General features: G+C 64.5%; 20 protein-coding genes. 9 read left to right on the plus strand and 11 right to left on the minus strand.

Annotated elements, in window-relative coordinates; all coding sequences use genetic code 11:
* Positions 1-4: 4 nt before the first annotated feature.
* Positions 5-1,747, minus strand: a complete 1,743-nt coding sequence (locus P9292_RS22515; RefSeq protein WP_244827979.1) for an autotransporter assembly complex family protein — start codon at positions 1,745-1,747, stop codon at positions 5-7.
* Between the two features lie 487 nt (positions 1,748-2,234).
* On the opposite strand from P9292_RS22515, the gene P9292_RS22520 reads away from it, so the two are divergent.
* The 4 genes from P9292_RS22520 (at position 2,235) to panD (ending at position 4,633) form a co-directional block, all read left to right on the plus strand.
* On the plus strand, positions 2,235-2,423 hold the full coding sequence (locus P9292_RS22520) for a DUF3460 family protein (protein ID WP_244827978.1): 189 nt from the start codon (positions 2,235-2,237) through the stop codon (positions 2,421-2,423).
* Between the two features lie 116 nt (positions 2,424-2,539).
* The gene (locus P9292_RS22525; RefSeq protein WP_244827977.1) at positions 2,540-3,325 is read left to right on the plus strand and encodes a ScpA family protein; all 786 of its coding nucleotides are present in this window, start codon (positions 2,540-2,542) and stop codon (positions 3,323-3,325) included.
* A 66-nt stretch (positions 3,326-3,391) separates the two neighbouring features.
* Positions 3,392-4,225: a pantoate--beta-alanine ligase gene (panC, locus tag P9292_RS22530; protein WP_244827278.1), complete on the plus strand. Its 834-nt coding sequence runs from the start codon at positions 3,392-3,394 to the stop codon at positions 4,223-4,225.
* A gap of 21 nt (positions 4,226-4,246) precedes the next feature.
* Positions 4,247-4,633: an aspartate 1-decarboxylase gene (gene panD, locus P9292_RS22535; RefSeq protein ID WP_244827277.1), complete on the plus strand. Its 387-nt coding sequence runs from the start codon at positions 4,247-4,249 to the stop codon at positions 4,631-4,633.
* Between the two features lie 51 nt (positions 4,634-4,684).
* Here the strand turns inward: panD and P9292_RS22540 are convergent, their stop codons facing one another.
* The gene (locus tag P9292_RS22540) at positions 4,685-5,311 is read right to left on the minus strand and encodes a ParA family protein (RefSeq protein WP_244827276.1); all 627 of its coding nucleotides are present in this window, start codon (positions 5,309-5,311) and stop codon (positions 4,685-4,687) included.
* A gap of 184 nt (positions 5,312-5,495) precedes the next feature.
* On the opposite strand from P9292_RS22540, the gene P9292_RS22545 reads away from it, so the two are divergent.
* On the plus strand, positions 5,496-5,921 hold the full coding sequence (locus P9292_RS22545) for a PaaI family thioesterase (RefSeq protein WP_309961320.1): 426 nt from the start codon (positions 5,496-5,498) through the stop codon (positions 5,919-5,921).
* A gap of 47 nt (positions 5,922-5,968) precedes the next feature.
* Here P9292_RS22545 and P9292_RS22550 read toward each other — a convergent pair whose 3' ends face one another.
* The 3 genes from P9292_RS22550 to P9292_RS22560 all read right to left on the minus strand — a co-directional run bounded on the left by P9292_RS22550 (position 5,969) and on the right by P9292_RS22560 (position 10,779).
* Positions 5,969-8,176, minus strand: a complete 2,208-nt coding sequence (locus P9292_RS22550; RefSeq protein ID WP_309961322.1) for a TonB-dependent siderophore receptor — start codon at positions 8,174-8,176, stop codon at positions 5,969-5,971.
* A gap of 237 nt (positions 8,177-8,413) precedes the next feature.
* Positions 8,414-9,181: a hypothetical protein gene (locus P9292_RS22555; RefSeq protein WP_309961324.1), complete on the minus strand. Its 768-nt coding sequence runs from the start codon at positions 9,179-9,181 to the stop codon at positions 8,414-8,416.
* Between the two features lie 125 nt (positions 9,182-9,306).
* Entirely contained in the window at positions 9,307-10,779 is a 1,473-nt protein-coding gene (locus P9292_RS22560; protein ID WP_309961326.1) for a cobyric acid synthase, read from the minus strand.
* Positions 10,780-10,834: 55 nt separating this feature from the next.
* Here P9292_RS22560 and cobU point away from each other — a divergent pair, with 55 nt between their 5' ends.
* The 4 genes from cobU to P9292_RS22580 all read left to right on the plus strand — a co-directional run bounded on the left by cobU (position 10,835) and on the right by P9292_RS22580 (position 14,509).
* Positions 10,835-11,401 carry a bifunctional adenosylcobinamide kinase/adenosylcobinamide-phosphate guanylyltransferase gene (gene cobU / locus P9292_RS22565; RefSeq protein WP_309961328.1) on the plus strand — a complete coding sequence of 189 codons (567 nt, stop codon included), beginning with the start codon at positions 10,835-10,837 and terminating at the stop codon, positions 11,399-11,401.
* 6 nt (positions 11,402-11,407) lie between these two features.
* A complete protein-coding gene (gene cbiB, locus P9292_RS22570; protein ID WP_250463543.1) occupies positions 11,408-12,349 on the plus strand; it encodes an adenosylcobinamide-phosphate synthase CbiB in 942 nt (313 codons plus the stop codon).
* A 53-nt stretch (positions 12,350-12,402) separates the two neighbouring features.
* Positions 12,403-13,407 (plus strand): threonine-phosphate decarboxylase CobD, encoded by a 1,005-nt coding sequence (cobD, locus tag P9292_RS22575; protein WP_309961330.1) that lies wholly within the window; start codon positions 12,403-12,405, stop codon positions 13,405-13,407.
* Between the two features lie 235 nt (positions 13,408-13,642).
* The gene (locus tag P9292_RS22580; RefSeq protein WP_309964133.1) at positions 13,643-14,509 is read left to right on the plus strand and encodes a cobalamin-binding protein; all 867 of its coding nucleotides are present in this window, start codon (positions 13,643-13,645) and stop codon (positions 14,507-14,509) included.
* 17 nt (positions 14,510-14,526) lie between these two features.
* Here P9292_RS22580 and cobC read toward each other — a convergent pair whose 3' ends face one another.
* The 6 genes from cobC to P9292_RS22610 all read right to left on the minus strand — a co-directional run bounded on the left by cobC (position 14,527) and on the right by P9292_RS22610 (position 20,681).
* On the minus strand, positions 14,527-15,102 hold the full coding sequence (gene cobC, locus P9292_RS22585) for an alpha-ribazole phosphatase family protein (RefSeq protein WP_309961332.1): 576 nt from the start codon (positions 15,100-15,102) through the stop codon (positions 14,527-14,529).
* Positions 15,087-15,848: an adenosylcobinamide-GDP ribazoletransferase gene (locus P9292_RS22590; protein ID WP_309964135.1), complete on the minus strand. Its 762-nt coding sequence runs from the start codon at positions 15,846-15,848 to the stop codon at positions 15,087-15,089. Before P9292_RS22590 ends, cobC begins: the two co-directional genes overlap by 16 nt.
* 88 nt (positions 15,849-15,936) lie before the next feature.
* Entirely contained in the window at positions 15,937-16,989 is a 1,053-nt protein-coding gene (cobT, locus tag P9292_RS22595; RefSeq protein ID WP_250508662.1) for a nicotinate-nucleotide--dimethylbenzimidazole phosphoribosyltransferase, read from the minus strand.
* A gap of 10 nt (positions 16,990-16,999) precedes the next feature.
* Positions 17,000-17,782 carry an ABC transporter ATP-binding protein gene (locus P9292_RS22600; protein ID WP_309961335.1) on the minus strand — a complete coding sequence of 261 codons (783 nt, stop codon included), beginning with the start codon at positions 17,780-17,782 and terminating at the stop codon, positions 17,000-17,002.
* The gene (locus tag P9292_RS22605; RefSeq protein WP_309964138.1) at positions 17,779-18,777 is read right to left on the minus strand and encodes an iron ABC transporter permease; all 999 of its coding nucleotides are present in this window, start codon (positions 18,775-18,777) and stop codon (positions 17,779-17,781) included. The genes P9292_RS22600 and P9292_RS22605 overlap by 4 nt, the downstream gene beginning before the upstream one ends.
* A gap of 26 nt (positions 18,778-18,803) precedes the next feature.
* Positions 18,804-20,681: a TonB-dependent receptor domain-containing protein gene (locus P9292_RS22610; RefSeq protein ID WP_309961337.1), complete on the minus strand. Its 1,878-nt coding sequence runs from the start codon at positions 20,679-20,681 to the stop codon at positions 18,804-18,806.
* Positions 20,682-20,686: the final 5 nt, after the last annotated feature.

A 20,686-nucleotide genomic window follows, 5' to 3' on the forward strand; every position in this document is an offset into this window, starting at 1 on the left:
CCGTTCAGAACGCAATGCCGAGCGTCAGATACGGCTTGATGCTCTTGTTCTTGAGCCCGTAGGCCACGTCCACGTTGACCGGCCCGACCGGACTGCGCCAGCGCGCGCCGACGCCCACGCCCGGCTGGAAGACGCGCTCGCTCCAGGTATCCGTCGCCGTGCCGATGTCGAAGAACACCGCGCCGCCCCAATCGTGCGTGAACCAGTGCTGATACTCGCTGCTGCCCGTCACCATGTACTTGGTCGGCAAGATCGATCCCGCCACATTGTTGCCGATACTCAGATAGCTATACCCGCGCACCGAATTCGCGCCGCCCGCGCGAAACAGCAGGGACGCCGGCACGCCGCTCGACGGCCCGCTCGTGAACACGCCGCCGAATTCCGCGCGAAACACGAAGAGATCGTTCTTCGTGATCGGCAGATACTGCAGCGCGTTGGTGTAGAGACGCGCAAAGGTCTGATCGGTCATCAAGCCTTTCACCGCGAAGCTTGCTTCCGCGCGAATGATGTTGCCGCGACGCGGGAACAGCGGATCGTCGACATCGCGGCGCACCCACGTCCACGCGGGCACGAGCGCGCGCGCCGTCGACGGATTCGGCTCGTTCTGCGTGATGCGGTCGTCGTAGAAAGCGAGCGAATACGTCGTGTCGATGTTCTGCGTCGAACGCGAGCGCTGCACGCCCACGCGTCCGCTATAAATCTTCGTGCTCGATACGTCGGTGATGGTGTAGGAGCCGAACACCGCGTTCACCCAGCCGCGCGAATCGGGCGGCATCGCGAGTTGCACGCGGCCGTACTGCTGCGTCTGATCGAGCCGGCCGGAAATGGTGAACGGATAGGCCGCGTTGAACGTATTCAGATAACTGTAGGCGCCCTGCACGTGAAAGCCGGTATCGGTCGCATAACCCACGCCGTAGCGGATGCTGTTGTACGGATACTCGCTCACCTTCAGATGCACCGGCGTTTCGAGCGGCTTGTTGACGTCGTTGTCCGCGTCGATGGCCACGCTCGCGTAATACGGCGTGTTCTGCACCTGGCGTTGCAGTTCGTTCACGCGCGAGACGTCGTAGATCTCGCCCGGATGAATCGGGTTCACGTTGTCGATGATCTTTTCCGGATAGCGCTTCGTGCCGCTGATATCGAGCTTGCCGAATGTGAAGGTCGGACCGCTGTCGAAGGTCACGGAGAGATCGGCGAGGTGCGCGCGCGGATTGATGCGCGCCTGCGAGCGCACGATTTTCGCGCCGAGATAGCGCCGCGACTGGAGCGCTCGCAACGCGGCGTTCTTGGCGTCGTCCCACGCGCCTTGCGAGAACGGATCGCCTTCGTTCACTGAAAACGCGAAACGCGCGGCGTTCTCCTGATTGCGGTCTTCGGTCGTCACCGCGCCCGTGAAATGCAGTTGCACGGAGGCGATCTTCGTTTGCGGACCTGGATCGACGCTGACGGTCACCTTGCGCTTGTCGCCATCGGTCGTCACGTCGGTGCGCACGACCGGCGTGAAATAGCCTTCGGTCGCGACGAGGTCGCGCACGTCCTTCGGCGCGGCGGTGACGAGGAACTGGAACTGGTCGTCGCTGACGTCGTCGCGCTTGGCGAAGCGCGACAGATCGAGATGGTCCTTCAACAGCTTCTTGACGCTGCGCGGCGCGTCAATGTCGATGTCGTACTTGGCGAACGCAGGCCAAGCGGCCGCCAGGAGCGCACATGCCACGAAGCTGCGCAGGGCAGCCGGCAAGCGCTTCATTCCGGGCGACGTGGACATCGCCATGTGCGGCCGTTTCGGCGGACAGGCGCGCAACGCGCGCAGCGGATCAAACGAACGCCCCGCCAAACGTGACCTCCGGCATCTGGATGAATGAGACTGAAAGATGAACCTCGAACGCGCGGCTGCAATGCGATGAGCCGGTCACGGCGCGCAGGCGCTATTTCACCACAGCTTCGCATGGGAACCGAGCACGGATGTGCAACGGCGGCTTGCGGCGGTGTGGTTTGCCGCGCGCCGTCCGCGGACCGCTGCCGGGCGCGCTGTCGTGCGGCTTTGGACGGTCAGACGCTCGCGGGGTTCCGCGGGTTCCAATAATCGCTTCCGTGACAGCCCAAGTCCCATGCGTTACCGCTTCACGCTTGCTGTAAAATCCCGGAGATCGAACCCAGTGCCGCGCGGCATCGGCGCCAGCAAAGGCTGCCGGGCGCGTCGTCCCTACTCACCGCATCGAGCCAACGGAAAACCGATCATGTACCAGTCGGACATCACCCAGTTCATCAATCAGTTGAAAAGCCAGAAGCCGACGCTCGAAGACGAACAGCGTCGCGGCCGCGCGCTCCTGTGGGACAAGCAGCCGGTCGACCTCGACGAACGCGAACGCCAGCAAAAGGCGCGCGTGAACCAGACGCCATACGTCTACTACCAGAACTTCTGAACGTGAGCACAGCCGGCCGCGAGCCGCAGTCGCCCCGCCGTCAGGCCCCGGACGACTCGCGAGATGAACGGGCCGCCGCGCTCGCCAAGCCTGCGACCGACTCGACGCCCGACACCATCGACGGCGTCGCTTTCGCGCATCTCTACGGCGAGCCGCTCTGGAAGCTGCCGACGGATCTATACATTCCGCCGGACGCGCTCGAAATCTTTCTCGAAGCGTTCGAAGGCCCGCTCGACCTGCTGCTCTACCTCATCCGCAAGCAAAATTTCAACGTGCTCGACATTCCGATGGCGGATGTCACCGCGCAATATCTCGGCTATGTCGATCAGATTCGCGAGTCGAATCTCGAACTCGCGTCGGAATATCTGCTGATGGCGGCCATGCTCATCGAGATCAAGTCGCGCATGCTGCTGCCGGTCAAGAAGGCCGACACCGGCGAGGACGCCGAAGACCCGCGCGCCGAACTCGTGCGCCGCTTGCTGGAATACGAGCAGATGAAGCTCGCCGCGCAACGTATCGACCAGTTGCCGCAACTCGGCCGCGACTTCCTGCGCGCGGACGTCTATATCGAGCAGGCGTCGACGCAACGCTTCCCCGACGTCGACATGAACGACCTGCGCTCCGCCTGGGCCGATGTCATCAAGCGCGCGAAGCTCGTTCAGCATCACCGGATTTCGCGGGAAGAACTCTCGGTGCGCGAGCATATGAGCGTAATCCTGCGGCGCCTGCAGCATGCGCGCTTCATGGAGTTCTCCGAGCTATTCGATCCCACGCGCGGCGTACCGGTGGTCGTGGTGAACTTCATCGCCATGCTGGAGTTGTCGCGCGAATCGCTGATCGAAATCACTCAGGCCGAGCCTTTTGCGCCCATTTACGTGAGACTCGCGTACTCTCCCGCTTAAAAGCATTTTCTCTACCCTTGCCTCGGTGCGGCCTGTTGCTGCCGCCCGCCAGGAGACACCCGCTCGATGAAAGTCATCAGCTCAATTCACGAACTGCGCGATCAGTTGCGCGGTCAGAACCGCACCGCCTTCGTCCCGACGATGGGCAACCTCCACGAAGGCCATCTTTCGCTCATGCGGCTTGCGCGCCAGCATGGCGATCCGGTGGTCGCGAGCATCTTCGTGAACCGGCTGCAATTCGGGCCGAACGAAGACTTCGACAAATATCCGCGCACGCTGCTGGACGACATCGAAAAGCTGCAGTCGGAGAACGTCTACGTGCTGTTCGCGCCGACCGAAGTGGATATGTATCCGGAGCCGCAGCAGTATCGCGTGCATCCGCCGCATAACCTCGGCGACATTCTCGAAGGCGAATTCCGCCCCGGCTTCTTCACCGGCGTGTGCACGGTCGTGATGAAGCTGATGTCGTGCGTGCAGCCGCGCGTCGCGGTGTTCGGCAAGAAGGATTATCAGCAACTGATGATCGTGCGGCAGATGTGCCACCAGTTCGCGCTGCCTACCGAGATCATCGCCGCCGAAACGGTGCGCGAGGAAAACGGTCTCGCGCTGTCATCGCGCAATCGCTTTCTGTCGGCCGCCGAGCACGCGGAAGCGCCGCAACTCGCGCTGCAGTTGAATCGCGTGCGCGAAGCCGTGCTCTCGGGCGAGAAAGATCTGGCCGCGCTCGAACGCACGGCCATGAACGCGCTCGCCGAACGCGGCTGGAAGCCCGACTACATCAGCGTGCGCAAGCGCGTCGACCTGCTCGCGCCGGGCGAAGCGGATGCGAGCGCGCCGCTCGTCGTGCTGGCGGCGGCGAAGCTCGGCAACACCCGTCTCATCGACAATCTGGAAATCTGAAGTAAAGGAACCACACGCATCATGCAGCGCACCATGCTCAAATCGAAGATTCACCGCGCGACGGTCACGCATTGCGAGCTTCACTACGAAGGCTCGTGCGCAATCGACGAAGATCTGCTCGAAGCGGCGAATCTGCTGGAGAACGAGCAGATCGACATCTGGAACGTGAACAACGGCGAGCGCCTGACCACTTATGCCATCAAGGGCGAGCGCGGCAGCGGCATGATCTCGCTGAACGGCTCGGCGGCGCGGCGCGCGCAGTTGGGCGACCTCGTGATCATTGCGGCTTTCGCGGCCGTCGACGAAAAAGAGATCGCGGCGGGCTGGAAGCCGGACCTCGTCTTCGTCGATGAAGCGAACCGCATCAAGGGCAACCGCGATCACGTGCCGACGCAGAACTGGACCTGATCGTCCGGGTTCATCCGCGACTTGGCCGGCGCTCCGCAAGGACCGCCGGCCTTATTTTTTGCTCACCCATTCGATAATGGGTTGCCACTGCTCCAGGTCCTTCTCCACGCGGCTTTTGGCGACGTCCCAGATCGTGAGTCCGTGCGCGGCGAGTTGCACGTAGTTTTGCGTGTCGCGTAAAAAGCCGAGCACGGGCAAGTCGAGACTTTCCACGAAACGATGCAGTTGTTCCGCCGAGCGCGTACGCGCGTCCACTCGCATGCCGACGACGCCGACCTGAATCGCGCCCTTTCGCACCGCCTTTTCCTTCGCGAGTTTCGACAGAAAGTCTTGCGTGGCGAGGATGTCGAACATCGACGGTTGCAGCGGCACGATCACCTTGTCGGCAATATCCAGCGCGAGCGCGAGCCGGTTGCCGTGGACTCCGGCGGGCGTATCGACGACGGCTTTTTCCAGGCCCTTGGGCGGCTTGGCGGGCGCGTCGACATCGAGATTCCATTCTTCGATTCTTGGCAGCGTGTCCGGGCGCAGCGAAAGCCACGCGTGCGAGGAGCGCTGCTTGTCCAGATCGGCGAGCGCGACCCACTCGCCGTTTGCCGCGAAACACCCGGCCAGATTGGTTGCGAGCGTGCTTTTCCCGACGCCGCCCTTCGGATTTGCCACCACGATCACGGTCATGAATTGTCCAGAAGATTGTTCGACGCGCTTGATTTCGACGCCCTTCGCCGGGATACGCCTGCGCGCGGTTTCGTTTTAGGAACCGATACATGATTTCGAGCCGTTGATATTATCGGCAAAACGGCGCTCACGCGAAGCGCTGGCCGAACGGACTACCCTTTCCTTTTCTTCCCATCTCTTCTAAATGACCGCCATGCCCCTTCGTTCCGATGTGACGCTCGACTTTCTTCGCAACCGTCAGAAGGGCCGTCTGCCCGAGTTGCTCGGCGTGCAACTGATTTCACTCGAAGAAGGCGCGTTGACGGGCGAACTCGTCATCCGGCCGGAGTTACTCGCGCCCAATGGCTTTCTGCATGCGGCAACGGTCGTCGGCCTGGCGGATACCTGTTGCGGATACGCGTGCATCGCTCATTTACCGGAGAACGCGCAGAATTTCACGACGCTCGAATTGAAGAGCAATCACGTGTCGACGGCGCGTGAAGGGAAGATCATCGCGCGGGCGACGGCCGTGCATGCCGGGCGAAGCACGCAGGTGTGGGATGCAAGCGTCACCAATGGCGAAGGAAAGCTGATCGCCATGTTCCGGTGTACGCAGATGATTCTTTATTGAGGAAAAGCCGGACAGCGGCGCGACTGTCCCGGCTTTTCAAGTCGCGATCAGAAATCGACTTGCGCGGAAATCAGCAAGGTCCGCGGCGCGGCGTTGGTCACGTAGGTGCCCTGCTGCATCCAGTACCGGCTGCCGAAGAGATTCTCGACGTTGGCGCGAAACACGACGTCCTTCTTCGCGATGCGCATTCCGTAACGCACGCCGACGTCGTAACGCGTCCACGACGGCAAGCGCAAGGTATCGCTGGAATCGTAGTACTGCGCACCCGTATGGATGATCCGCCCGTTGACGCTCAGGCCCGGCACCCACGGCAAGTCGTAATCCGCGCCGAGGTTGAAGGCGAACTTGGGCACGCCGCCCGGATCGTTGCCGTCCTGCGTGCCGCCCGCCGTGCCCGAAACCTTCGGATCGTAGAACGTCGCGCTCGCCATCAGGCGCAGACTGCGGAACACTTCGCCGTAAGCAGCCAGTTCGAGACCGCGTACGCGCGTCTTGCCGTTGTAGCCGTAGAAATTCGTGGTGGGATCGGTGACGGCGTTGGGCTGCGAGATCTGAAACACCGAAACCGATGTCAGCACGCGGCCCCAATCCGCCTTCACGCCCGCTTCGTATTGGTTCGACTTGTACGGCGCAAACGCCTGGCCCGCGTTCGCGGTGCCCGCCGGCGCCGTGCCGCCATTCGAAAGACCCGACGTGAAGTTTCCGTACACGGAAACATTCGAAAGCGGCTTGATCACGATGCCCGCGAGCGGCGAGATCGCCTGCTGGTCGAGCGAGCTTTGCTGCGCGCCCGTGGTCGGATCGTAATTGTCCTGGCCGATCGTCTGACGACGGAAACCGCCCGTCAGCAGCACGCGGTCGTTGAAGAACGACATCGTATCGATGACCTGCTGACTGTTCAGGCGCGTCTGGCTGCTGCGCTGCATGTCGCCGCGCGGGGTATCGACGGGTGCGAGGGGCGACGGCGAATAGAGATTGGACGCCACCGCGGTCGATCCCAGCGCGTAGAAGTAGCCGATCTCCTGATTCAGGCTCGTCACGCCCGTGACCAGCGTGTGCTTGACGCCGAAGGTATCGAAGTGAAAGCGCAGGCCCGCATCGACGGTCTTGGTGCGCGTGTACTGGTCGTAATAGCCGTTATAGGCGCTGAACTCGCCCGCCGCCGTCATGCCCGCCGCATACGGGAAGTTCTGCTGCGACGTGCCGTAATGCTCTCCCGCCGCGCCGTACACGGTCACGTACTGGTTGATGTCGTACTCGGCGCGCGTCATGACGGCCGAATCGCGCAGCTTGAGCTTCGAGCCGGGATAGAGATTGTTGTATGCCGAAGGCACGGCGGGCACGGCGGTCGCGGTGCCGAAACCGATCTGCGAGCGGTACTCGTCGGTGTTCTCGGAGACGTTGTAGGCGTCGAACGACCAACGCAACTGTTTGCCGCGATAGTCGAGGCCGATCGCGCTGTCGCCCTGCAATTGGTTGCCGTGCGCAATGCCGGTCTGCCCGTCCTTGATCTGGCCGTTGAAGCGCACGCCCCACTGGCCTTCATCGCCGAAGCGGCGGCCGATATCGGCGGCAAATCCGAACTGGCTCTTCGATTGATACAGCGCGGTGAGACGCGTGAGCGGGGTATCGTCGGCGCGCTTGGTGACGATGTTGATCGCGCCGCCGACGCTGCCGCCCGGTCCCATGCCGTACATGAGCGATCCCGGGCCTTGCAGCACTTCGACGCGTTCGAGCAGGTTGACCGGCACGCGCGCCGCCGAGACCATGCCGTAGAGGCCGTTGAGCGCGACATCGGTTGGCTGGACGTCGAAGCCGCGAATCTGGAACACGTCGCCGAATCCGCCGCCGCTTTGCTCCGTGCGCACCGACGCGTTGTTGACGACGAGGTCGCCGATGGTCCGCGCCTGCGTGTCCTGGATCATCTGCTCGGTGTAATTCGTCGTGCTGAAAGGCTGGTCCATCACGTTCGCCGTTCCAAGCACACCGATGCTGCCGCCGCGCGCCACTTGTCCGCCTGCATAGGGCGCGGGCAGATCGCCGGGCGCCGCCGATCCCTTGACCATCACGGCTGGCAAGGTCGTCGATTGAGCAGCACCGGCGCTATCGGCCGAGGTGCCGTCCGCCGCCGGCGCGCCTTGCGCGTAAGCGCTCGCCTGCATTGCGGCGGCGACCAGTCCCACGAAAAGACGTTCTACCGCCTTCGATACCGCAGTGCGGCGACTGACTTCTTGCTGGGTGACCGATCGTGACATAAGGCGTGGATATTCGAAAAAAGGTGAATTGAGCCGTCTGAGCGCGTAAATGCGAATCGTTAACAATTGTAAAGTGTCTATTAAACGGACGGTACAAAAATTGTATTTGTCGTATCAGAAACTGTTGTCGTGCTGCGACGTGTACGAGGCGTCACGGCACACTGGACGAGAAAAAGCCCGCGCGCGGCCGGCTGAAATCCTAAGAAGAACCGGGATTTTAGGAAACCAGCAACAGGCTCACTGTCCCGACAGATAGAACGCCTGATCCCGCTGCGTCGTGACGCCGACGACGGTGAGCTGTCCGTTGACGACCGTGGCCTCCACGGGCATCGACACGTTATTGAGCGTGCAAGACGCGCCGCCCGCGAAGTTCAAGGTGCCATCGAGCAGATGCTTGCCGGTCGAGCGCGGCTTGAAGCTGCCCGTGAACGTGCAGGCGTTCTGCGTGCCCTTGGCCGTGCCGTCCGCCGCGAAGGTGATCGAAGAGATCGGCGAGACGCCCGATGCGCTCGTCCAGGTGCGCGCCACGTCGTTGATGGTGATCGGCGTGTCGTACGTCGCGTTGTAGTTGCCGTTGTACGCGGTGGCGGCGGTATCGGGCGAAACATAGAGCGAGGTGGTCGCGGTGAGCGTGCTCTTCTGCGTGAAGTTGCCGCTGAGCGAGCCGGCACGGATCGCGCCTGCTTCGTGGAAACCTACCGTCGACGCGTCGCTGAACGCGCCATCGGTCGCCGTCATGATGCCTTCGATCAGCCAGACGAACGAGCCATCTCGCGAATAGATGCTGAAGTACTGACCCGATTCGAGGACGATGGTCTGCGCCGCGAACGACTGCCCGGAATTCACCGAGCCGTACCAGAAGCCTTCAGGAAGCGTATGCGACGGATTCGTTACGCACGATTTCTGCAGATTACCGAGGTCGGTCGTGCAGGTCTTGTCGCCGCCGCCGCCGCAAGCAGCGAGGACGGGCAATACGAGCAGCATAAGCTTGGAGCGAAGGTTCATGAGAACGTGTTCTTGGTATCGGATTGAGCACAGGCCGCCGCTCGTCACGGCGTGCCGACAATCAGATAACGGACCGCTGCCGCAAAACTTGAATGCGGAAAAGCACGCCCCGCGGCAGCTCGTCCTTAAGCGAACGCCGCCAGCACCGCCTTCAGATCCAGCGCCTGCTCGAACGAATCCGCGAGCCGGTCGAGCGACGCCTCCCGCAACGCCGGATAGTCGAGCGGCGCGGCATCGTTCACGCCGGCCCACGCGAGCAACGCGGCACAGGCTTCGGGTGTATCGAAGATGCCATGCAGATACGTCGCCGCGATCTGCCCGTCTTGCGACACCGCGCCGTCGAAGCGGCCGTCGTCGAGCGCCACCGCCGGCCGCGCGAGCGCCGCGCCGCTCGTGCGTCCCATATGAATCTCGTAGCCGCGCACGGGCGCCTCCTTGCCGTCGATGACAAGCCGCCCCGTCACGTTTGCGAGCTGCTTGTCGGGCGTGAGCACGGTGGCGAGATCGAGCAGCCCCAGGCCATCGACACAACCCGCCGCGCCTTCGACGCCCGAAGGATCGTCGACCGTGCGCCCCAGCATCTGCATGCCGCCGCAGATGCCCAGCACCTTGCCGCCGTAGCGCAGATGCCGCTCGATCGCCCGCTCCCAGCCGTTCGAACGCAGCCACGCCAGATCGCGCTGCACGCTTTTCGACCCAGGCAACACGATCAAGTCGGCGGGCGGCGGCGCCATGCCCGGCCGAACGTACTCGAAATCGACTTGCGGATGCGCCCGCAGCGCATCGAAGTCCGTGTGATTGCTGATGCGCGGCAACGCCGGCACGATCACCTTCAGCGTCGATTCCGCGCCGCGCGACCGCGCCTGCGACGGCAGCATGTCCTCGGCATCGAGCGTGAGGCCATGCAGATACGGCAAGACGCCGAGAACCGGCTTGCCGGTCTGCGTTTCGAGCCATTCGAGCCCCGGTGTCAGCAAGCCGAGATCGCCGCGAAACCGGTTGATGACGAAGCCGCGCACTCGTGCCCGCTCACTTTCCGAAAGACACGCGAGCGTGCCGACGAGATGCGCGAACACGCCGCCGCGATCGATGTCCGCCACCAGCACGACCGGACAATCGACTCGTTCCGCGAACCCCATGTTGGCGATGTCGCGATCGCGCAGATTGATTTCGGCGGGACTGCCCGCGCCTTCGACGATCACCGCGTCGAATTCGGCCGTGAGCCGCGCGTAGGACGCGAGCACGGCATCGAACGCGGTGCGTTTGTATTCGTGATACGCCCGCGCGTCCAGATTCGCATGCGCGTGACCGTGGATGATCACTTGCGCGCCTCGATCGCTCGTCGGCTTGAGCAGCACCGGATTGAAGTCGATGCGCGCGGGCACGCCCGCCGCGATTGCCTGCAGCGCCTGCGCCCGGCCAATCTCGCCGCCATCCACCGTGACCGCGCTGTTGAGCGCCATGTTCTGCGGCTTGAACGGCGCGACCTTCACGCCGCCGCGCCGCGCGAGCCGGCACAGGCCCGCGACGAGCGTGCTCTTGCCGGCATCGGAAGTCGTGCCCTGAATCATCAGCGTGCCGCGCGGCGTGAAAGACATGGAATGCGGTCCTCGGGTGAAAGCCTGCATCTTAGCCCGCCGGTACAATATTGCGATGACCACGACCCACTCTCCACGCAACCTCATCTTCGTTCTCGGCGGCGCTCGTTCGGGCAAGAGCGCGCACGCCGAACGCCTTGCCAACGAGAGCGGTTTGCCCGTGACATACATCGCGACTGCGCGCGTCGGCAGCGACGCCGAGTTCGCCGAGCGCGTGCGGCATCATCGCGAAAGACGGCCCGCGCACTGGACGCTCGTCGAAGCGCCGCTCAGTCTTGCCGATGCCGTGCGCGACGCGGACAGGCCGGGCGCGTGCGTGCTCATCGACTGCCTGACGCTCTGGCTCGCCAATCTGCTCTTCACAACCGATAACGCCGACGCGCGGAACGCGTCACTGCCGCGCGAGGCCACCGATGCCTTCGATGCCTTCGACCGCGCGCTCGCCGCCGTGCGCGGCACGGTCATCGTGGTATCGAACGAAATCGGCTTGGGCGTGGTGCCGCTCGGTTCCGTCACGCGCCTTTATGTCGATGAACTCGGCCGATTGAATCAACGCGTCGCCGCCGCAAGCACGCGCACGACGCTGATGGTCGCGGGTCTGCCGATCGCGCTGAAAGGCTGACCGGCGATGCTCCTGCTTTCCTTTTACTCGATGTCCTTGCTCGCGGTGCTCGGCGTGATCGTCGATCGCATGTTCGGCGAGCCGCGCACGCGGCATCCGCTCGTCGCCTTCGGGCGATATGCGACGAAGCTCGAAGCGCGCATGAACACGGGGCATCGGGCGCGGCCGGCGGGCATGCTTGCGTGGCTTGCGGCCGTCGTGCCGCCGGTGTTGGTCGCATGGGCGCTCGTGAGCGTGCTGCCGCCCGCGTATGCCGCGGCCGTGCATGTGATCTTGCTGTGGTTCGCGCTCGGCGCCAAGAGCTTGCGTCAGCACATTGCGCCGATTGCCCGCGCCCTCTCGCTCGGCGACCTCGAAAGCGCGCGCAAGCTCACCTCGCGGATCGTGTCGCGCGATACCTCGCAAGCCGACGAGAACGCCCTTTCGCGCGCGGCCGTCGAATCCGCGCTCGAAAATGGCAACGATGCAATCTTCGGGGCGCTCTTCTGGTTCGTGATCGCGGGCGGGCCGGGCGCGCTCGCGTTTCGCCTCGCCAATACGCTCGACGCGATGTGGGGTTATCGCACGCCGCGTTACTTGCGCTTCGGCTGGGCGGCGGCGCGCATCGACGATGTGCTCAACTTCATTCCCGCGCGCCTCACGGCGGCGAGCTACGCGCTCGCGGGCGACACGCGCATGGCCTGGCATTGCTGGCGCACGCAGGCGCGTGCGTGGGACAGTCCGAACGCAGGGCCGGTGATGGCCTCGGGCGCGGGCAGCCTCAATGTGCTGATTGGCGGCGCGGCGGTTTATCACGGCGTGCTCGAAGCGCGTCCGACGCTCGGCGCGGGGCATGAGGCCACGCCGAGGCACGTGGTCGCGGCGTTGCGGCTCGTCGAGCGTTCGATCTTGCTGTGGCTTGCCATCCTGCTCGTCTTTGCCTTGATGAGCGCGTCCGGACATGGGTGATTCTTCTGTTTCGATTCGACGCGTCCATCACTTCGCGCCTTCCACACGCCATCATGTCTGATCCACTGCGTCCCATCCGTCACGGCGGCAATCTGCGCGAAGCCGCGCGTCGATACGGCATCGCGCTCGACGACTGGCTCGATCTTTCGACGGGCATCAACCCTTTAGGCTATCCGGTCCCGCCCATTCCGCCCGATGCCTGGCGCCGTTTGCCCGAAGACGCCGATGGTCTCGCCGAACTCGCCGCGACTCATTACGGCGCGCCGCTCGCGCTGCCCGTCGCGGGTTCGCAGGCCGCGATTCGCGCCTTGCCGTGGCTCTTGAAGAAACGCACGGTGGCCATCGCACCGTTGACGTATGGCGAGTACGCGCCGGCGTTCGTGCGCGCGGGCCATTCGGTCGTGCCGCTCGATGTGAATGCCGACACGTTGCCGAATGCCGTCGATCACGTGATCGTCGCCAATCCGAACAACCCGACCGCCGAGCGTCTCCCGCGCCACGTCTTGCTGCATTGGCATGCGAGGCTGGCATCGCGCGGCGGTACGTTGATCGTCGATGAAGCATTCGCCGATGTCGATCCCGCCGAGTCTCTTGCCGGTCGCAGCGCGGATGCGGGGCTTGTCGTCCTGCGCTCGGTCGGCAAGTTCTTCGGACTCGCGGGAATTCGCGCGGGCTTCGTGCTTGCCGCACCCGAAGTGATCGCCATGCTCGCCGATGCGCTGGGTTCATGGACCGTCAGCGGCCCCGCGCGTCACGCGGTGCGGGCGGCTTTCGAGGATCGCGCGTGGCAACGGGAAACCCGCGAACGCTTGCAGCGCGATGGCGCACGGCTCGCGGCTCTTATCGCGCGTCATGGGTTCGACGCGCGTGCGACGCCGCTTTTTACGTCGTTCCAGACATTGGATGCGAGCGGCTTGCAGCATGCGCTTGCCACGCGCGGTATCTGGACGCGGCTCTTCGATCCGGCTGGGATGACGCCGAGTTTGCGCATCGGCTTGCCAGGCAGCGAAGGAGAATGGGCGCGGCTTGAACGAGCGATGGCGGAGGTTTGCGCGTGACGTCGAAATCTTTCTGGCGCACCTTGGCTGCGCGGATCGGCTTGCTTGGCGGTGAAGTCAATCGGGCGCAGCTTGAACGCTCGCTCCCGGAGGTTTGCGCGTGGGCTTAGAACTCGTCTTGCGCACCTTGGCTGCGCAAATCGGCTTGTTCCGGCGCGCAAGCAACCGAGGTCTGCGCGCGTTCGCCGCGCATTCGCTTCGACACGCCGTTCCGCATGTCCTTCTCGCAACGATAATGACGCTGAGCGCATCGCCCTCTTTCGCCGCCATCACCGTCACCGACGACAGCGGCTCCAGCATCACGCTCGCGACACCCGCCACGCGCGTCGTGAGTCTCGCGCCGCATGTCACCGAATTGCTGTTCGCGGCGGGCGGCGGGTCGCGTATCGTCGGCGCGGTGACGTATAGCGATTATCCGAAGGAAGCGCAGGCTATCCCGCGCGTCGGCGACAACAAGGCGCTCGATCTGGAGCGCATCGTCGCATTGCATCCGGACTTGATCGTCGTATGGCGGCATGGCAATGCGGCGCGGCAGATGGATCGGCTGCAAGCGCTCGGCATTCCGATCTTCTTCAGCGAACCGCGCCATCTCGACGATATCGCGAGCAACATCGACCGGCTCGGCGCGTTGCTCGGCACGGAAGCGAACGCACGCGCGGCGTCGGCTGCATTCACGCGCGATATCGGCAGTCTGCGGACGCGTTATGCGCAACGTCCGCCGGTCGGCGTGTTTTATCAGGTGTGGGACGACCCGCTCATGACGCTCAACCGCGACAACGTGTTCAGCGAAGTGATCGCGTTGTGCGGCGGCGTCAACGTCTTCGCCGCGAACGACACGCGCGTGCCGACCATCTCGACCGAAGCCGTGCTCGCGGCGAACCCGGAAGCCATCGTCACCGCGACGCCCGGCGCGACGACGCCGAATCGCGCATTACCCGCACTCGATCGATGGAAGCGTTGGGGTTCGCTCACCGCGGTGGCGCGCGGCAACCTCTTCGGTATCGATGGCGATCTGATCAATCGGCCGACGCCGCGCATCGCGCTGGGCGCGGCCGAGCTTTGCAAGGATCTGGAGCAAGCGCGCGGGCGTCGCGGTAAGTGACCGAAGCGGCCCTGCCCTCAGGCATTCCACCGCACCAGCAGCCACTTCCCTCTCACGCGCCTGAACTGCACGATCGCGCCGAATTCGATCGGCCATTGCAACACGCTCGCGCGCTCCATCCCGAGCATATGCGCTGTCAGCACGCGCATGACGCCAGCATGCGCGATCACATGCACCGGCCGTTCGGCACGCTCGATATCGCGCAACCAGTCCTCCACGCGCCCGGCGAACTGCACGAGACTCTCCCCGCCATGCGGCCTCGCGTGTTCGATATCCGCGGCCCAGGCATCGATCAGCGCGCGATCGATCGCATCCCACGCGCGCCCTTCCCATGCGCCGAAGTTCATCTCGGCGAGGCGCGCATCGACGTGAGGCGCGATGCCACCGCTCAACGCCGAGGCCAGCGATGCACATCGCACGAGTCCGCTCGAATGCCAGCCATCGACACACGCGGGCACGTTCAGCGACAGCATGCGCGCCTTCAGAGCGCAAGCCGATGCATTCGCATCGCGCAGCAAGGGAACATCGCTCTGGCCGTAGCACACGCCTGCATCGACGCGCACGGCTGGATGCCGGATCAGTACGAGATCCATGCGAGCCCGATGAGATAAATGGCCAGTTCGAACACCTGTTGCGCGAAGCCGAGACAATCCCCCGTATAGCCGCCGATGCGCTTCACGAAGTAACGTCCCATCGCCCAGCGCAGCACCGTGAGCAACGCGATCGTCAGGCAGGCGAATTTCCAGTCGATGACAAAGAGCCACGGCACGCCGAAGGTCATCGCAATCAGAAACGAGCCCGCGCTCATGCGCTGTGCGACTGGCTTCGCTTTGCCCTCGGCGCGCACATAGTCGAGCGTGACGAGATAGCTGATGGCGAAAACGCGGCTCGCGGCGTGCGCGGCGATCAGCAACCATGCGGCAATAAGCGGCGGCGTGCTCGCAAGCGTCTGCCACTTGAGCGCCAGTGCAATGACGAGCGCAATCGCGCCGAACGCCCCGATGCGCGAGTCATGCATGATGCGCAACACGTCATCGCGCGTATAGCCGCCGCCGAAGGCATCGGCGCAATCGGCAAGACCGTCTTCGTGGAACGCGCCGGTCAGCACGAGCGTGGCGGCCATCGACAGCAACACGGCAACGCCCAACGGAAGCACGCGCAACGCCGCAAGCAGGACGAGCGCGGCAACACCGCCGACCATCACGCCGACGAGCGAAAAATATCGCGCCGCCGCGTTCAAATAAGCGCGCTCGAAGCCAACCCAACGCGGCACCGGCACGCGCGTGAAGTAACCGAGCGCGGTGAAGAAGTAGCGCAATTCGTCGAGCGGACGGGTCATTGTGGCAAGCGGGTCGAGACGCCCGCGCGCCTGAACGCAGTGACGCGCCCCGACCTCGCGCAGCGCTTGCGGATGATGCTCATCGCCGTCACTCTCGCTTGTCCGTGACACCCGCCGCCTCGAAGCTCGCCATCTCATCGACGAACGCCACGGCCGCGCGCAGGATCGGCAACGCGAGCGCCGCGCCCGTGCCTTCGCCAAGCCGCATGTCGAGTTGCAACAGCGGCTCCGCATGCAGATGCGCGAGCATGCCCCGATGCCCCGCCTCGTTCGACGCATGCGCGAACACGCAGTAGTCGAGCACCTCGGGTGCGATCTTCGCCGCGACGAGCAGGCCGGAAGTCGCGATGAAGCCATCGACGAGAATCGTCATGCCCGCGTCCGCCGCAGCGAGACACGCACCCGCGATCATCGCGATCTCGAAGCCGCCGAACGTCGCGAGCGTGTCGATTGCATCGCCTTCGGCCGCATGCAACGCGAGCGCTCGGCCAAGCACGTCGCGCTTGTGCGCAAGGCCGCGATCGTCGAGACCCGTGCCGCGTCCGACGCATTCGCCAATGGGCACACCGCACAGACGGCTCATCAGGCACGCCGCCGCCGACGTGTTCGCAATCCCCATCTCGCCGAAGCCGATCACGTTCGTGCCGAGCGCCGCGTGATGCCGCACACGCGCCGCGCCGCGCGCGATGCCTTCGAGCGCGGTCTCGCGCGACATCGCCGCTTCCTTCGCGAAGTTGCGCGTGCCGAGGCCGAGCGACAGACGCTCGTAGCCGCTATCGATGGGAATCGGTGTCGCCACGCCCGCATCGACCACTTCGAGCGTCATGCCGACCGAACGCGACAGCGCGTTGATCGCCGCGCCGCCCGCCAGAAAATTCGCGACCATCTGCGCGGTCACTTCTTGCGGATACGGACTCACGCCCTCAGCCGCGATACCGTGATCGCCCGCAAACACGATCATCGCCGGGCGCTCGATGCGCGGCTTCGTCGTGCGCTGAATCACGCCCATTTGCAGCGCGAGCGTTTCGAGCCGACCGAGGCTGCCCGGCGGCTTCGTTTTCGTATCGATGATGCGTTGCAGTTCGGCTTCGCGCGAACGGTCTGGCGCGCGGGGCGTGGGCAAGTCGTGGGCGTTTGACATCGGCAATCCTTCAGGTGCGTGCAACGGGAATGGACGGCACGAGCGCTTCGTGCTCGCCATCGCGAATCAAGGCTAGCGGATAGCCGGACGCGGCGCTCGCGCGTTCAGGCGTGAGCACGTCCGCGACGAGACCGGCGTGCGCGCCGCCCCTGCCATCGAGCAAAAGCGCGTGCGTCGAAAAGCGCCGCGCGAGATTGAGATCGTGACACGAGAAAATCACCGTGCGGCCCGACTTGCGCGCGGCGTCGGCCAGTACGTGCAGACAATCGATTTGATGATGCAGGTCCAGATGCGCGAGCGGTTCGTCGAGCAGCAAGAGCGGTGTGTTTTGGCACAGCACGGCGGCGAGCGTCACGCGTTGCCGTTCGCCGCCCGACAATGTCAGGACATCGCGCGAGGCGAACGATAGAAGACCGAGCGCATCGAGCGCGGCATGCGCGGCAGCGCGGTCTTCGGCGCTCTCCCAGCCCCAGCCCGTGACATACGGAAAGCGGTTCAGCAGCACGGTGTCGAGTACGGTCGCGCTGAAGGCATCGTGCGAGCTTTGCGGCATCAGCGAGCGCGCGCGTGCGAGATCCGCCGCGCGCCAGGATGCGAGCGCGCGGCCATCGAGCGATATCGCGCCTTCGGCCGGCTTTGTCAAACCCGCGAGCACGCCAATCAGCGTGGTCTTGCCCGCGCCGTTCGGCCCGGCTATGCACCACATCTCGCCCGCGCCGATACTTTGCGTGAGGTCTTCCACGAGCGTGCGTGCGCCCGCGCGCAAGCTGACGTGTTCGATATGCAGGGTCATCGCGGTCTCGCCAGCAGCATCCACAGGAACATCGGCACGCCGACGAGCGCGGTCACCACGCCCACCGGCAATTGCGCGGGCGCGATCGCCGTGCGCGCGACGAGATCGGCGCTCATTACCGCGAGGCCGCCCGCCAGCGCCGACGCCGGCACGAGCATGCGCTGATCGTTGCCGAACGCGAGCCGCAATAAATGCGGCACGACGAGCCCAACGAAGCCGATGGTGCCCGCCGTCGTGACAGCCGCCGCTGCCGCAAGCGATGCGACGAGATACACCGACAGCCGCACGCGCGAGACAGGCACGCCGAGCGAACGCGCGGCCGTATCGCCACGCAACAGCACGTTGAGTCGCGGCGCGAGCGGCACGACGACGATCATCGCGACGACGAGCGCGATCAGCGCGGGCCACGGCGTCGCTGCGCCGTTCAGGTCGCCCGTCAGCCAGAAGATCATCCCGCGCAAGCGATTTTCCGGCGCAATGCTGAGGATCAACGTGATGAGCGCGCCCCAGCCCGCCGCTATCACGACGCCTGTCAGCAGAAGACGCGGCGAGGCATCGCGATCGCCGTGCCACAGGTCGCGTCGCGCGAGTCCAAGCACCAGCACGATGGATGCGAACGCGCCCGCGCACGCCGCCAGATCGATGCCCCACCACGGCAGCGACGCGAGCATCGCCGTGAGTGCGAAGGTCGCCGCTCCGCCGGATACGCCGAGCACGTACGGCTCGGCCAGCGGATTGCGCAACAGCACTTGCAGCAGCGCGCCGGAAAGCGCGAGCAAGGCGCCCGAAGCAAAACCCGCAAGCGCGCGCGGCAAACGCAAGGTGAGCACGATGTCATCGGCGATATCGGGCGCGGCCGCATGCGCGTGCAGCAACGCCGCGATGGCGCGCGGCAAGGGCAACGCGACGCTGCCGAGCGCGAGCGACGCCACGAACACAAGCAACGCGGCAAGCCCGAGCGCAGCCCAGATGCCTAACGCGCGTTTCGCGTTCATCGCGCGGCGCAGGTCAACGGTGTCGCTCACGACGGGCGCCAGCCGAGCGTGACATAAGCGCCGCGCCTCGGCGTGTTGTACGAATAAGCCAGTTCATAGTTCCGGTCGAAGAGGTTGTCGACACGCGCGCTCACGTACCACGACTTCGTGATGTCATAACGCGCCGACAGATTCACGACGCCATAGCCCGCGAGCGTCGAATCGTAATCGCTGCGCGCACCGCTCACGATCCACTCGCCACCCACGCGCCAGCTTCCTATCGAGCGATGCGCGCTGAAACTCGCGAAACGCCGCGCACGGCGCGTCAGGTCCTGATTGCCGGTTTCATCGACGGGATTCTGGAACGTCACGCCCGCGCGCAAATCAGTGGCGCCGACATGCCCTGCCCACGATCCCTCGACGCCCTGCACCTTCGCGCGTCCGACGTTCTGCGCGATATAGAAGCCGCTGCCGTCCGATACGTAATCGATCAGATTCGAATAGCGCGTCTGAAACGCCGTCACGCGCAGCACGCCCACTTGGTCCGATGCGTACTGCAGCGCCGCTTCCACCGAATGACTGCGCTCGGGCTGAATGGACGGATTGCCGCTGAACGGATAGTAGAGATCGTCGAAGCTCGGCGCGCGGAACGACGCCGCGTAACTCGCGCTCGCGCGCCAGTGCGTGTCGATGTTGTACGCATAGCCCAGATAGTAGCTGTTCGCGCCGCCGAAATCGGAATACTGGTCGTGGCGCAGATTGGCCTGCACTTCGCTCGGACCGAAGCGTCCCACATAGCCCGCGTACACCGAATTCACGTGACGATCCGGCGCGCTGAACTGATCCGAATCGAGCGTCTGGTCGAGATGCTCGTAACCGAACAGGAGCTTGTGCGCCTCCGTCAGGCGAAAGTCGTTCTGCCACAGATACTGGCGATCCTCGGAATTGAAGCGGCTCGTATAGATGCCGTTCTGCTCGATGTTCGCGCGGTCCTGTCCCTGCGCGACCGTGAAATGCGTGGTCCACTGGTCCGTGATACGGCCGTTCGCAAACACCGATGTCGACCGCACGCGACTGTGCGAATCGTTGAGATCGCCGGGCAAGCCGTAGGCATCGTCGAAACTGTCGATGCCGTTCGACTGATAGAAGCGCACGCCCGCGTCCCATTTGTCGCCGAACTTGTGGCGCAGCGTGGCCGCGACGCTTTCGTTCAGATAACCGTTCGCGTTCGGATTGGCGTTGGGCGCGAGCGCGGGATCGATCGACGAGAAACCATCGGTCTTCTCGCGCGATACGTTGAAGCTGAAGGTCGTGCGGCCTTCGCTATCGAGCGCGCCGGAAACGCCCGCCGCTTGCCGCTGCGTGTGATAGCTGCCGTATTCCGTCTCGAAGTAGAAGCGCGGCGGATGCGCCTCGCCGTCTTTCGTGAAGATCTGCACGACGCCGCCGATCGCGCCCGAGCCGTACAGCGCCGACACGTTGCCGTTCACGACTTCGATGCGGTCGATCTGATCCGGCATGATCTGCGCAAGCTGCGCCGAGCCGAGCGATGCGGACTCCACACGCACGCCGTCGATCAAAACGAGCGATTGCGTCGAGGACGCGCCGCGTATGAACGCGCTTGCATTCGCTCCCGGGCCGCCGTTGCGCGTCACCTGCACGCCGGGCGCAAGACCGATGACGCCGAGCGCGTCGTAGGCATTGCTATCGGCGATATCCTGGGCGTCGAAGAGCGAAGTCTGCGCGATCGTATCGGCGAGAGGTTGCACGGTGCGCGTCGCGGTCACGACGACGGGCGCGAGCGGCGGTTGCGAGGCTTCGTCCGCGAGCGCTTCATGAGCGAGCAGCCATGTGTTGAGGGCGACGAGCGCGGCGCGTTCGATCGTTTTGCGTCTGCCCGCGTGTCGGGCAAGTGGCGATACCATGCGTG

The sequence above is a fragment of the Caballeronia sp. LZ001 genome (genome assembly GCF_031450875.1).
Lineage (GTDB): Bacteria > Pseudomonadota > Gammaproteobacteria > Burkholderiales > Burkholderiaceae > Caballeronia.

What these genes read in the sequence shown, in the direction of transcription:
- P9292_RS22515 (WP_244827979.1), bottom strand. Translation starts at nt 1,747, where the DNA reads ATGAAGCGCTTGCCGGCTGCCCTGCGCAGCTTCGTGGCATGTGCGCTC.
- panC (WP_244827278.1), top strand. Translation starts at nt 3,392, where the DNA reads ATGAAAGTCATCAGCTCAATTCACGAACTGCGCGATCAGTTGCGCGGT.
- panD (WP_244827277.1), top strand. Translation starts at nt 4,247, where the DNA reads ATGCAGCGCACCATGCTCAAATCGAAGATTCACCGCGCGACGGTCACG.
- P9292_RS22540 (WP_244827276.1), bottom strand. Translation starts at nt 5,311, where the DNA reads ATGACCGTGATCGTGGTGGCAAATCCGAAGGGCGGCGTCGGGAAAAGC.
- P9292_RS22545 (WP_309961320.1), top strand. Translation starts at nt 5,496, where the DNA reads ATGACCGCCATGCCCCTTCGTTCCGATGTGACGCTCGACTTTCTTCGC.
- P9292_RS22550 (WP_309961322.1), bottom strand. Translation starts at nt 8,176, where the DNA reads ATGTCACGATCGGTCACCCAGCAAGAAGTCAGTCGCCGCACTGCGGTA.
- P9292_RS22555 (WP_309961324.1), bottom strand. Translation starts at nt 9,181, where the DNA reads ATGAACCTTCGCTCCAAGCTTATGCTGCTCGTATTGCCCGTCCTCGCT.
- P9292_RS22560 (WP_309961326.1), bottom strand. Translation starts at nt 10,779, where the DNA reads ATGTCTTTCACGCCGCGCGGCACGCTGATGATTCAGGGCACGACTTCC.
- cobU (WP_309961328.1), top strand. Translation starts at nt 10,835, where the DNA reads ATGACCACGACCCACTCTCCACGCAACCTCATCTTCGTTCTCGGCGGC.
- cbiB (WP_250463543.1), top strand. Translation starts at nt 11,408, where the DNA reads ATGCTCCTGCTTTCCTTTTACTCGATGTCCTTGCTCGCGGTGCTCGGC.
- cobD (WP_309961330.1), top strand. Translation starts at nt 12,403, where the DNA reads ATGTCTGATCCACTGCGTCCCATCCGTCACGGCGGCAATCTGCGCGAA.
- P9292_RS22580 (WP_309964133.1), top strand. Translation starts at nt 13,643, where the DNA reads ATGACGCTGAGCGCATCGCCCTCTTTCGCCGCCATCACCGTCACCGAC.
- cobC (WP_309961332.1), bottom strand. Translation starts at nt 15,102, where the DNA reads ATGGATCTCGTACTGATCCGGCATCCAGCCGTGCGCGTCGATGCAGGC.
- P9292_RS22590 (WP_309964135.1), bottom strand. Translation starts at nt 15,848, where the DNA reads ATGACCCGTCCGCTCGACGAATTGCGCTACTTCTTCACCGCGCTCGGT.
- cobT (WP_250508662.1), bottom strand. Translation starts at nt 16,989, where the DNA reads ATGTCAAACGCCCACGACTTGCCCACGCCCCGCGCGCCAGACCGTTCG.
- P9292_RS22600 (WP_309961335.1), bottom strand. Translation starts at nt 17,782, where the DNA reads ATGACCCTGCATATCGAACACGTCAGCTTGCGCGCGGGCGCACGCACG.
- P9292_RS22605 (WP_309964138.1), bottom strand. Translation starts at nt 18,777, where the DNA reads ATGAACGCGAAACGCGCGTTAGGCATCTGGGCTGCGCTCGGGCTTGCC.
- P9292_RS22610 (WP_309961337.1), bottom strand. Translation starts at nt 20,681, where the DNA reads ATGGTATCGCCACTTGCCCGACACGCGGGCAGACGCAAAACGATCGAA.